Annotated in this window: 7 protein-coding genes; all 7 read right to left on the bottom strand. The window is 70.7% G+C overall.

The genetic code is table 11. The features are described 5' to 3' along the window. Positions 1-17: 17 nt before the first annotated feature. From K8612_RS21710 to tssK, 7 genes are read right to left on the bottom strand one after another with little or no spacing between them, the layout of a single operon-like run. Positions 18-5564, bottom strand: a complete 5547-nt coding sequence (locus K8612_RS21710; RefSeq protein WP_223763695.1) for a choice-of-anchor D domain-containing protein — start codon at positions 5562-5564, stop codon at positions 18-20. Between the two features lie 9 nt (positions 5565-5573). Then, the gene (locus tag K8612_RS21715; RefSeq protein WP_223763696.1) at positions 5574-6086 is read right to left on the bottom strand and encodes a hypothetical protein; all 513 of its coding nucleotides are present in this window, start codon (positions 6084-6086) and stop codon (positions 5574-5576) included. Beyond that, complete coding sequence (locus K8612_RS39320; protein ID WP_306799700.1) at positions 6083-9784, bottom strand: type VI secretion IcmF C-terminal domain-containing protein; 3702 nt, start codon at positions 9782-9784, stop codon at positions 6083-6085. Before K8612_RS39320 ends, K8612_RS21715 begins: the two co-directional genes overlap by 4 nt. A 3-nt stretch (positions 9785-9787) precedes the next feature. Continuing rightward, positions 9788-10090 carry a hypothetical protein gene (locus tag K8612_RS21725; protein ID WP_223763697.1) on the bottom strand — a complete coding sequence of 101 codons (303 nt, stop codon included), beginning with the start codon at positions 10088-10090 and terminating at the stop codon, positions 9788-9790. Further along, entirely contained in the window at positions 10087-10725 is a 639-nt protein-coding gene (locus K8612_RS21730) for a DotU family type IV/VI secretion system protein (protein ID WP_223743157.1), read from the bottom strand. Before K8612_RS21730 ends, K8612_RS21725 begins: the two co-directional genes overlap by 4 nt. A 10-nt stretch (positions 10726-10735) precedes the next feature. Further along, positions 10736-11314, bottom strand: a complete 579-nt coding sequence (locus K8612_RS21735) for a hypothetical protein (RefSeq protein WP_223743156.1) — start codon at positions 11312-11314, stop codon at positions 10736-10738. A gap of 28 nt (positions 11315-11342) precedes the next feature. Beyond that, positions 11343-12596 (bottom strand): type VI secretion system baseplate subunit TssK, encoded by a 1254-nt coding sequence (gene tssK / locus K8612_RS21740; RefSeq protein ID WP_223743155.1) that lies wholly within the window; start codon positions 12594-12596, stop codon positions 11343-11345. Between the last annotated feature and the right edge of the window lie 14 nt (positions 12597-12610).

The raw sequence follows: 12610 nt of genomic DNA on the forward strand, positions 1-12610 counted from the left end.
CTCTCCGACTCGCTGACTCAGCCTCGTTGCTGCGTCCGCCGCGTCTGACGTGCCAGCCCCAGTCCCAGCAGGAGCAGCAGGGCCAGTGCCGCGCCTCCATCCCCGCTGGTCCCACAGGCGCAGCCGCCGCCCGTGCCTCCCAGGGTCCTGGCCTGGCCCTTCAGCGTGAGCGTGGCCTCCGCCGTCGTCTCTCCTCGCAGGCGCAGCTTCAGCGTGCCCTCCGCGGGGCCTCCCACCTGGCCCCGGAAGGTGACGCCCACCGTCGTCTGGGCTCCCGGCGCCAGCTCCGCGTCCAGCGCGCTTGCGTCGATTTCGAACGCCGGGTTGGTGTTCTCCACCACGCTCAAGCGCGCCGGTGACGCGGACTGGTTCGTGAGCGTCACCGTGCGCGGCGCGCTGGTGGCGCCAATGTCCACCCAGCCCAGGTCCAGCTCCAGCGGCTCGAGGGTCAGGAAGCTGGCCACGGAGATTCCCGACAGGGCCACCAGCGCCGCGCGCTCCTGGTCCTTCGTGCCCAGGACCAGCGTCGCCTTCGCCGCGCCAATCTGCGTCGTGTCGTACTTCAGGTCCAACGTCAGCGAGTCACCCTGCGGCAGGGCGCGGCCCTCCGCTCCCAGGACGGGAGACACCACCAGGAAGCTCGCGGCCTGCGGCCCCTCCACCTTGGGGGGCATCACCAGCAGCTCCTGCGTGCTGTCATTGGTGAGCACCACCTTCGCCGTCGCCGGCTCCGCCTGGCGCACGGTGCCGAAGTCCAGCGAACGGTTGAGCGCGCGGAACACCGTGGAGAGCCCCCGGCCCGACAACGACACCTGCGCATCCGGCGACTCGAGGTCGTCCGTCACCACCAGGAGGTTGGCCTTGGACGTGACGTCCGGGCGGGGGACGAACTTGATGAAGACGTCCTTCGAGGCCTGGGCCGCCAACGTGAAGGGCAACGTCGGCGCCGAATCCAGGCTGAAGTGCGAGGGCTCGGAGTTCTCCGCCGCGCCGATGATCTCCAGCCCCCTCACCACCAACGGCTGGAGGGATTCATTGGTGAGCCGCACGAAGCGGATCGCCGAGGCGGAGGACTCCGCCACCCGCGCGCCGAACTCCAGCGTGGGGGTGGACAGGCTGAGCTGGTTCGTCCGTCCACGGCCCGCCAGCGTCACGAGCATGGTGCTCGCCTGGCTGTCTTCGGAGTTGATGCGCAGGACCGCGTTGAAGCGCCGCTGTGCGTCCGGCCGGAACTGAACCGACACATCCAGGGTGCCACCCGCGTTCAGCGCCAGGGGCAGCGTCGGCTTCTGCAGGATGAACGCCTTCGCGTCCTCCGCGTCCAGCGAGATGTCCTTCACGATGAGCGTGCTCGCCTCCATGCCGCTCCCGGCGTCCGTGCCCGCGTCCGCGGCTCCGCCTGGAGCGACATGCGTCAGCCTCAGCCCGATGCCATCCGACGTCGTGTTCACCCGCGTCCCACCGAAGTCCAGCGAGCCGTCAAAGGCCTGGCCGTCCCGGCGTGTCACCGCGAGCTTCGCCAGCGTGGCCGTTGCCTGGAGGGTGAGCTCCAGCGGAGGCTGGGGGGACGCCTCCACCCGCACCGTGGCCTTGGCCGTGCGGAGTCCTCCCGTCGACCCCTGCGGCGTGAAACGCAGCTTCACCAGGGCGCTGCCATTCGCGGGCACCTTGGGCAGCGTCTCCTGCACGGAGAACTCCGAGCTCCCCGCCGGCAGCGTCACGGAGATGTTCGCGTCGGTGATGCCGGTGTTGGTCACCGTCACCGTCTTCTCCACGAACGAGCCGAAGTTCACCCGCCCGAAGTCGATGTTGGTGGGCGACAGGCTCACGCCGCCCACTCCTTCCACGACCACCTTCACGCTGGTGGACGACGGCTCCGCGTTGCTGGAGATGATCAGGTTGCGCTCGACGGTGAGGAGCTGGGTGGGCTTCGCCGAGACGTAGAAGGCATGCGCGCCGCCGGGCTCCACCGTGAAGGCGGGAACGACGGCGCTCAGGGTGGAGGGGCACGCCGTGGTCTTCTGCGTGTTGTCACGCAGGCAGAACTGGTCCGGGACCGACACGGAGTAGACAACCAACGGGGCCCTGCCGTCGTTCTTCACCACCAGCGGCTGCGGATCCCCTTCGACGGTGATGGCTTGAGGCGCGAACTCGGGGGCGCCACCGGGCAGCACCATCACGGGCGTGGTGCCTCGGCCCGAGACCTGGATGGTCTGGTCCGTGCTGTCGTTCGAGTTGCTCAGCACGTGCACGGTGCCCGTCACATCCTGCGCGGACTCAGGGCGGAAGATGACGTCCAGCAGCGCGACCTCGTTCCGCTCCAGGCGGACGGGGAACTGCTGGTTGTTCTGCAGCCGGGCCGTGAAGAAGCCGCTTCCTATCGCATTGTTGATGGTGAGCGGGGCGGAGCCGATGTTCGTCAGCGTGACGGTCTGCGTGCTGGACGTCAGCCGGGGGACGTCATTGAAGACCAGCAGGTTCTTGTTCATCTGCATCTGCGCGACCGCGGCGACACCGGACAGCTTGACGACCAGGCTGGCCGTGGCAGGCGCCTTCGTGGCGAGCGTGAGGTTGGCGGAGTAGTTGCCGGAGAGCTGGGGGGCGAACGTGATCTCGATCTGGCGTGAGCCGTTCACCGGGACGATGGGGTTGGGCCAGCCGAGGACGTCGATGTTGAACGTCCCGAGGTTCGCGGCCACCTCCGCCAGGTCCACATCCACATGCCCTGTGTTGAGGATGTTCAGGGGCAGCACGGCGGAGCTGCCGGGCTGCGTGGCGGCGAAGTTCACGGCATCCGTCGAGGTGATGAACCTGGCCTCCGCGCCAATGCCTCGCAGCGGGAAGTTGCGGGTCGTGACGATGTTGCTCTGGGTGCCCTGGTAGGTGATCTCCAGGCTGGCCTCGTACTGCTGGTCCTCGATGTTGGGACTGAAGGTCACCCGGAAGGGCTGGGGCCGCTTGGCACCCCGCGCGAGCTCGGGCTCGGAGGCGGTGACCGGATCCACGGCGAACGCCGTGCCGGACGGCTGGATGCGGATCTGGGTGACCTTCAGCGGCTCGGAGGCGGTGCTGCTGTTGCTCACGTTGAGGCTGAGGTTGACGTGGGTGCTCCGGTTCTGCCTGTAACCAAAGTTGATCTCGGTCCCGGTGAAGATGGCGTTGGGGCCGTTGGAGTTGCCCTTGACGATGAGCACGGGCGGGAGCTGCCGGTCATTCGTGGTGTAGAAGCGCACCCGCGTCTCCAGGTCGCCCGTGCTGGTCAGGGGACGGAAGCGCACCTTCACCTTGGTCTCCCCGCCCGGCTGCACGGTCTGGGGCAGGAAGTCGACCACCTGGAACAGGGCGTCGCTCTCCGGGATGACCTTCGACAGGAACAGGGCCTGGTTGCCGGTGTTGCGCAAGGTCGCGTCGGCCGTGGACTCGCCTCCGGGAGCGACGTTGGGCAACGGCAGGGGGTTGGTGACCAGGGTCAGCTCCGGCGCGAGCGCCCGGCCGGTGATGGTCACGGAAGGCGCGGGCTGCGAGGCATCCGTCTGGAGTTGGAGCGTCTTCGAGAACAGACCCGAGGAGGTCGCGGCGAAGGTCACCGTCACCGGGGCCGTCCCCCCGTTCTTCGGGAGCGTCAGTCCCTCCGCCGGGATGCCGGAGACCGAGAAGGGGTCCAGGAGGCCGGAGGAGACGGGGAACACCTTGATGGGCCAGTTGCTGCTGTTCGAGAGGATGACCTGCTGGGTCAGGGGCTGGTCGCCCACCGTGTAGTCAGCGAAGGTCAGCGTGGTCGCGCTGACGCCCAGCGAGGTCTTTCGCGCGGTGCCATGCAGGGGCACGGTGGAGACACAGGACGTCGTGGGCGACGTGCCGAAGGTGAGCACGCCATCCACGGCGCCGCTCTCATTGGCGCCGGGGTTGAACGTGATGAAGAGCTCACGTCCCGCCGGGCCTGGGGCCAGCGTGAACGCCGCGCTGGGGCTCACGGAGAAGGCGCTGCCGCCCGTGGTCACCGTGGGCGTCACCGTCAGCGAGACGTTCCCCGTGTTGGTCACCGTCACCTTCTGCTGCTCACTGCCCACGTCTCCTGCCTCCTGCTCGGCGAAGACGAACGAAAGCGGGGAGATGCCCAGACAGGCATTGCCGGGCGTCGTCGTGCCGGACAGGTTGAGCTCGGGCGCGGCGGTGTCGTTGCTGGTGAAGGTGAGCTTGCCGCTCGTGGCGCTCGTCGGCGTCGGGTGGAACGTCAACTGGAGGCGCTGGGTGTCTCCGGGCGCGAGGCTGAAGGGGCCCGCGGTATCCACCCGGAAGGGAGAGCCCGCGGGCAGCGTCAGGGCGGTCACCTTGAGCAGGCTGTCCCCGCCGTTCTTGACCGTGACCTCCTGGGGCGCGCTGTCGGTGTTGAACGGGGTCTCTTCGAAGGCCACGTCCGTGCGGCTCAGGACGAGCTTCGGGCTGGACGGCGTGCCGCCGGTCAGGGTGACGGCGGGCACGTCGGCGCTGTTGATGGTGAAGCTGAGGGTGTGCGTCCAGTTGCCCGTCGCCGTGGGGCGGAACGTCAGCTTCAGCCGCTGGGTGTCTCCCTTCGCCAGGCTGAAGGGGCCCGCGGTGTCCACGCGGAACGGTGAGCCGGCGGGCAGCTTCAACTGGGTCACCGTGAGCAGGGCGTCGCCGTCGTTCCGGACGGTGACCTCCTGGGTGGCGCTGTCGGTGTTCACCGGCGTCTGCTCGAAGGCCACGGAGGCGCGGCTCACATAGAGCTTCGCGGGGGACAGCCCCTCTCCGGTGAGCGCGGCGGAGGGCGGGGTGGGGCACACGACGGAGGAGCTCGTCAGGAAGAGCGAACCGGAGAGGGGGCCCAGGTCATCGACGGTCAAGGGGTTGAAGCTCACCACGAGCGTCTTCGAGCTGGCGGGCGCGAGGGTCACCGAGGCGCCGGACACGCTGAAGGGGGCCGTGGCGGAGGGCTCCATCGTGAAGTTCGTATTGCCCAGGTTCATCACCGTGATGTTGCGCGGTGTCGAAGTCCCCAGCTCACGGGCGCCAAACGCCACGGACGTCTGGCCGAGCACGATGAGCGGGCCCGAGGCCTTTCCATCCAGCGTCACGACGATGGACGGGGCGGCGGGATCATTCGTGTAGAGCGTCAGCGTGCCTTGGGCGGTCCCGGGCTGGAGCGGAGCAAAGCCGATGCGCACGGTCATCGCGTCCGTGCTGCTCACGGGCGTGATGGGCACGGAGCAGTTGGTGTCGCAGCGGTTGAGCGCCGTGTCGTAGATGCCGTTGAAGGTGAAGCCCCCGGTGGTGGTCACCCGGTGGACCGTGAGCGCCGTGCTGCCGGTGTTGAACAGCTTGATGGACTTCTGCCTCGGCGCGCACGGAGCCTGGTCGCCGAAGTCGACGGCGGTCTCCGACACGCTGAGCGAGGCCGCGGGATCCGCGGGGAGCAGTGCGGCACCTTGGTCCCGGACACGCGCATCCCTGCTGTCCGCGACAGCGGGGGGCTTCTCCGCCTCGGGACCGCAGGCGGTCAGGACGCACAGTGCAGCCGTCAGGATGAGCAGGATGCGTTGCATGAGGCGACCTCAGTTCTCGGCGTGGAGGGCCGGGGCCTTGGCGGAAGAGGAGGGTGGGGGCGTCGGCGCGGCGGGCGGCTCGGGCGGCTTCGCCGCGTCGTCGCCTTCCTTGGGCGCCGCGGGCTGCGTCCCCGTGCGGATGCGACCTTCGAGCAGCTCGATGTCCAGCGAGCCCGGCGCGGGCGTGTTCACGAACTGCTGCCAGGTGCCGTCCGGCGCGGTGAAGAGGAACGACACCGCCACCGGGGCGTTCTCCGGCAGCGGCACCTTCATGCGCTGCAGCGTCCCCGGGTAGATCAGCGCGGACAGCAGCACGTCCGCGTCCGGCTGGAAGATGCGCGCGGAGACCTCGCCGTAGGACTCCACGGCGAACTGCTTCGGGTCCACCTTGCGCACCAGCATGTACAGCGGCCGGCCCTGGTTCGTCCCCGACGGGGCCTTCACGCTCAGGTGCAGCGTGCTCGGCTGGCACGCGGCCAGGAAACACAGCGCCAGGGGGATGCAGCCTGCCCACGGTTTCATCGCGGCACCTCGCGGAACGGGATCCAGGGCTCACCCTTGAGCCCGAAGCGCAGGTCCATCACCCCGTCCGTGGACGTGGCGCCCCGCGCTCGCAACGACCAGCGGCGGTGCTGCGGGTCCTCCGTGGACTGCGAGGACTCCAGCAGCCGGAAGCAGCTCCACGCCGAACGCGACTTCTCCAGCGACGCGTACTGCACCGACTGGTCCGCGGGCGCGCGCACCTCCAGCATCAGCGACGCCGTCTGCTGGTCCCACCACGCCAGCGGGAACTCCTGCCACGACGGGCTCTGGTTGTACGCGAGGAACGTCGTCTTGCCGCACTTGAGCGAACCCAGCGTCACGAAGCTGCCCTGCGTGGGCGCCTTCGGCAGCGGCAGCGGCATCACCTGCAGGAGCAGCGGCCGGGGCCGCCCCTCCGTGTCCCACAACATGCGGGCCAGCCGCGACAGCCTGCCCAGCGTGGGCAACATCCCCTGGGGCAGCGTCATCCGCGACTGGAGCGCGCCTCGCGCCACCCACTCGGAGCCCCGCTCCTCGCACACCGGCGCCAGCACCCGCGTCACGAACTCCCAGAACGCGCCGTCCTGCTTGCGCAGCACCTCCAGGTCCCCCGGATCCACCTCCTGCGTCGCGTCCGGCGTGAACGGATAGCGGCCCAGGAGCGGGCGCAGGAACCGGCTCGAGGCGTCGTCCCACTGCCGCTCCAGCGTCCGCTCGATCTCGCGCTGCCCCAGCTCGCGCACCGCGAGGAACGGCTGACGGAAGGGCTGCCGCAGCTCTCCGATGAGCCCCTGCTGGTCCAGCCACGCGTCCACCTTGCGCAGGTAGGACGTGTCGTCCTCCAGCATCATCGCGAAGGCCAGCCGCCCCAGCGGCGTCAGCAGCTCCGGCAGCCTCGCGGCCCCGCTCGCCGGCTGCGCGCTGCCCGTGGCCAGACCTCCGTTGAGCGACGCCGTCGCCTCCGCGGGCACCACGCCCGGGCGGGGCACCGCGTTCAGCTCGTCCGACATCTGGGCCACCAGCGCGCGGTAGGGGTTGAGCGCCGTGTAGTTGCCCGTCTCGTCCGGCTTCATCACCGTGGCGATGGGCTTGAACGGCGCGACCGCGTTGCGCAGCGATTCGTAGAAGGGGCCGTCCAACGGCTCCAGCGCCACGCCCTGGGCCACGTCGCGCAGCATGTCCACCAGCTCCGAGGACGGCTGCGTGAGCCGCGACAGCTCCTCCGACAGGAGCGCGGGGATGACCGCCTGGAAGCGGTAGCCGGACACGCGCTGGAACAGCCGGTTGCGGTACTGGAACGCGAACTGGTTCACCTTGCGGCGCACGTGCTCCTGGCGCTGCGACACCTCCTCCACCGGCAGCCCCGCGCCCTTGATGCGCGTGGTGAACTCGTCCACCAGCGGGCGCAGCCGCGTGTCGAACTCCAGCCGGTCCGCCGCCAGGGTCGCGCCGCCGCGCGCCGCCACCGCGTCCTCGCCCTCCACCACGCCGAAGGGCAGGCGCCCCGTCTTCTCGTGGTAGCGCAGGAGCGCCTGGTGCAGGAGCCGCGAGCTGTCCTTGGGGCGGAACTCGAAGGTGCTCTGGAGCACCGGCACCTGGAGCACCGTGGGGCCGTTGCCCGGCAGCCACAGGCCGTCGCGCACCAGCAGCTCCGCCACGGTCATCTTCTGCACCGCCTTCACGCCCAGGTACGCCTCCTCCTCCATGCGCAGCACGTTCGTCAGCGCGTCCCGGTGGTCGTTGATCCACGCCACCGTCTTGAGCGTGGAGGGGATGCCCCGGAAGCGGCTGGTGTCCACGCGCGCCTCGGAGGCGGCCAGGAGCTCCAGCGCGCGCGGCAGGCTGCTGAAGCGCGCGCTGTCATCCAGCAGCGCCTGGAGCCGCCTGCGCTCGTCCTGCATGGACTCCAGGTCCGCGTCCAGCCGCTCCAGCTCGCGCGGCTCCACGGCCCGGTTCGCCAGCAGGTCCTGCAGCCGCCGCAGGTGCGCCTGCCACGGCATCAACTGCGCCTCCAGCGTGAGCGGCTCCGGGAAGGGCCAGCGCGCCCAACTGGCCTCGGGCGTGTCCGGCGCCGACCACGGCGGGTTGCTCATGACGACGTAGTCGGCCACCAGGGACTCGTTGAGTCCCACCGCCGTCACCCACGAGCGCCCCGCCTCCAGCGCCGCCAGGTCCCCCGCGGGCTCGGCCGGGCTCCCCTCCGACACGAAGCTCCAGTTCGGGCGCGTCTTCAGGCTGGACAGCACCAACTGCCCCAGCGGCTCCTCGCGCGAGCCGTGCAGCGTGGCCAGCAGGTAGACGACCTGCTCCGGACGGCACGTGTCCGGCTGGCGGTGGCACTTCTCCAGCGCGGGCCGGATGTGGGCCTCGCGGATGCCGCGCGCCAGGCGCTGGCGCAGGTCCTCTCGCGCGCCGGTGAAGCTGTAGCGCAACAGCGGCCACGTGTTCATCGCCCGCCACAGCGAGTCCAGGGACTGGCCCGCCGCGAGCACCGGCTCCTGCACCGCGGCCCCGGACACCTCCTGGCCCTGGTCGCGCATGCGCTGGACCATGTCCTCGAAGCGCTGCACGCGCGTGCGCGCCTGGCCCAGCCTCCACGCGAAGTGCCCGTACGCGACCAGCAGCGGCAGCGCGAACGCCAGGCCCAGCAGCACCGCCCGGCGCAGGTGCGTGTGCAGGTAGCGGTCGTGGACCGCGCGCGCCGTGCTGGCCTCGGCGGACACCGAGAGGACGTCCGGGTCCCTCGCGTCCTTGTCCGCGGAGGACAGCGACACCGTGGCCAGGCTTGGCGCGTACGCCAGCGTCTGGCCCTCCATCAGCGCCGTCACGAAGCGCGACAGCGCCTCGAAGGGCGCGTGGCCCTCGGAATAGAAGCGCTCCAGGCGCTCGAAGGACTCCACCGGCAGCGCCGTCAGGCCCAGCGCCAGGTACTGCTCCTGCGCCTTGAGCAGCGAGCCCAGCTTGCCCTCCTGGCCGGCCGGGGGCAGGGGGAAGCGCAGCGGCACGTGGTGCGCGCGCAAGAGCTTCGCGAAGTCCGCGTACCCCTCGCGCTCATCCAGGTGGGTGAGGCACACGCGCGTCTCCAGCGCGCCGCCCCGCACCTCCGCCAGCAGGTTGAGCTTGCCGCGCAGCAACTGGGCGGCCCGGCGCACCTCGTCCGGGGGCGTGTCCTGAAGCCAGCGCGCGTCCAGCACCAGCACCGCCAGCGCCTGCTGACCGCCGCCGAAGCTGTCCTTCCACAGCCGGCGCAGCGCCTCGCGCGCCTGGGGCGATTCGTCCTCCAGGAGCTGCGGGGACACCTCCTGGGCGACGACGTCCGCGCCCAGGTACACCTGGAGCAGCGAGTCGTTGAGGAGGCTGGGCAGGAACTGCCGCGCCTGCCGCTTCCAGTCCAGGTCCAGCTCGATGAGCCGCGACTTGCCCGCGCCCGCAGGCCCCATCACCACCACACCTGGCAGGTCCCGCACCGCCACGCGGTGGCGCAGGGGCAGCCCGGCCAGGAACTTCTCGCGCACCTTGCGCAGCCGGTTCTTCGCCAGGGGCTCCGGCGCGGCGGTGCCCGAGGCCGGCGCGCTCTTGCGCTTCGCGCGCCACACGAGGAACAGCGGCACGAAGAGGGCCAGCAGCGCCAGGAGCACCAGCGCGTACGGCTTCCACTTCGGCGGGATGAACGCCGTCAGTTTCTTGAGGACATCCATGGCTCAGCGCTCCCCCCAGCCCAGGACGTTCCCGGCCCGGCCCGAGCGATGCAGGGCCTCCAGGACGTCCTCCAGCGTGTCCACCATGCCCGCGAACGACGCGCGCACCTTCTCCTGCTCCTCCGGCGACAACCGCGCGTCACCCGGCCCCGGCATCAGGAGGGCCAGCGTCCGGGCCAGCTCGTTCAGCATGGGCTCCAGGCCGTGGCGTCCGACGTCCAGGCGCGCGGCGAGGGTCCGGCGCACCTCCTGGAGCAGGGCGGGCGCCGCGTCGATGGGGGCCGCGGGCGCGGCTTGCGGCTTCACCGGGTCACCCACCAGAGCAGGCCCTGCAGCCCCAGCACGCTCGCGGCGCTGACGGCGTAGTAGCGGACGGGGAGGGCGTAGAGCAGCGGCCCCGGGGACTCGCCGGACGCGGCGGGCGCGGGCGGTGGCGGGGGCGTGACGATGCGCGCGGACAGCCGCTCCTGGTACTCGCGCAGCTTCGCGGTGTGCCCCAGGTAGCGGCCTCCGAAGCCCGCCGTGATGCAGAAGTGGAGCATCTCGAAGAGCAGCGCGGGGGAGCCCGGCTGGTCCAGGCGTTGATCCGCCAGCGTGTAGAAGGCCTCGCCGCCGCCGTCCTCGCCGAAGAGGCGGTACTGCAGCAGCGGCCACAGCGGCTGCTCCGCGTCCGCGAGCCGCAGGAGCACGCGCTCGTCCACCAGGTAGGTGAAGGGCCTGAGCGCGTCCTGCACCTCCTCGTCGCGGGCGTGGGCGCCCAGGCCCGCGCGCAGCCGCTCAATCACCTCCAGCAGCTCGTCGTGGAGCCTGCGCAGGCCCTCGCGGCCCAGGAGCCCCGCCGCCGCGGCCGAGCCGGGCGCCACCTGCGGCAGCCACCCGTCCAGCACGGACTGGGCCTGCCGGTACTGCGTGAAGACGACCTGCCAGTGCTCGAGCTTCATCGCGCCCCCCTCAACCCACGTTCACCATGCCGCCCTTGAGTTCCGCCACGGCGTCCGACTTGAGCGAGAGCTGCGTCTTCGCGCTCACCTTCACCTGTGGCCCCTCCAGGGTGACATCCGTCTGCCCCTCCGCCTTGATGGACGGGGCCTTCAGCTTCACCGCGCCGCTCTTGGCCTCCACCTGGACGTCGGCGCCCTCCACGTTGAACTTCGCCGTCGCCTTCATCGTCACGGCCTTGTCCGAGGAGAGCGTCGCGTCCTTCGCCGCCTTCTGCGTCAGCTCGTCCTTCGTGGTCACCGTGAAGGCCTTGAGGCTCTCCAGCGCGAACGTGTCCTCGCTCTTCCACGAAGACGCCTTCGAGGAGGTCACCTCGATGGTCTCCGCCTTCAGCACGAAGGACTTGCAGGTCACCGTGACGCTGTCCTGCTTCTGCACGATGGTGCTGGTGGCGCTGTCGCCCTTCACCTCCAGGGTGATGGCCTCGCCGTCCATCTTCACCGTCTGGAGGATCTTCCCGTCCTTGTCCTCCGTGGTGAGGACGATGCCCTTCTCCTTGTCCATGTCGATGATGCAGATGAGCTTGGGCATGCGCGCCGTTCCCCCCTTCGGTCCGCCGTCAGGCCCTGCGCCAGTAGAGGAGCACCTGCGCCCCTTCGAGCGCGGGCGTGGCGAAGAAGGTGAGCCCGTCCTCGCGCGTCGCGGACTGCCACTCCTCGCTCTGGGGCGTCAGTTGGTACCAGTCGATGTCCGCGTCGAAGGAGTGGGGGAACGACGGGTAGGCCACGTGCCGGTACGGCACGCCCTTCAAGGCCTGGCGCCGCACCGCCGGCAGCCGCAGGGGGCTGGCCAGCTTCACGCCCTCCATGGAGCGGGGCCGGTCGCGCTCCTGCCGGCGCACCAGCAGGTAGAAGTCATCCGGCGGCGGCGTCTCCTTGGGCAGCGGCGTCAGCTTGAAGTGGCCGTCCTGGAAGTCGAAGGCGCGGTAGGACATGGGGCTGGCCTGCGGGCGGAAGCCGCGCGTGAGCAGCTCCATCCACCGCGCGAGCCCCGGGCCCGGCGCCTCGTGCTCGTACGCGGGCAGCTCGTCGTCCGGCTCCGCCTCCAGGTAGCAGCACGTCTCGAAGTACAGCCGCCGCAGCGCCTGCACCAGCGGGTACGGCGGCGGCTGCATGCCCTGGCGCATGTCCTGGCGCAGCACCTGGAGGCTGCGCACCTCGCACAGCGCCCGCCGCGCGCTGGCCAGCCGGTCGCCCCGCACCAGGCCCTCGCGCAGCGACGTGCGCAACTGCCCCTGCGCCTGCTGGAGCAGCCCGTCCAGTTGCTCGAACAGGGGCTCCAGGAACGGGTGGGGGCCCACGCTCAAGAGCGGCGGCAGGTGCGTGGCGGACAGCCGCCAGGGCCCGTCCGCGTTCCGGGTGAAGACAGCCAACGACAGGCTGCTCACCGTGTCGTCCACCACCGGCTCCAGCGACAGGCACAGCCGCCGTCCCGCGCGCACCACGCTGGGGGTCTCGGCGCCCGCGGGCGCCACGTCCTCGCGGGGCTCCAGCACCGCCAGGAGGTGCAGATACACCGTCACCCGCGTGCGGCCCGTCTCCTCGAGTGACAGCGGCGTCACCTCCGCGTTGCCCGGCACCTCCACCAGGTGGCCGCCCGGCAGCACCGCGGTCAACTCCTCCAGCGCCACCGAGCCCTTGGCGAGCAGGACATCGTTGAAGCGCAGCGCGCTCACGCCCACCACCGGCAGCCCCGCGAACCCCGCGTAGCGCCGCGCCTCCGTGGAGAGGGATTCCTCCTGGGCCCGGAAGTGTTCAGGCAGCAGGGTCTGCCCCTCCTGCCACAGGACTCGCGCGAGTGTGTCTGGGTTCATGACCAGGGGTGGCG

It is taken from the genome of Corallococcus sp. AS-1-6 (assembly GCF_020037015.1).
In the GTDB taxonomy this organism is placed as follows: domain Bacteria; phylum Myxococcota; class Myxococcia; order Myxococcales; family Myxococcaceae; genus Corallococcus.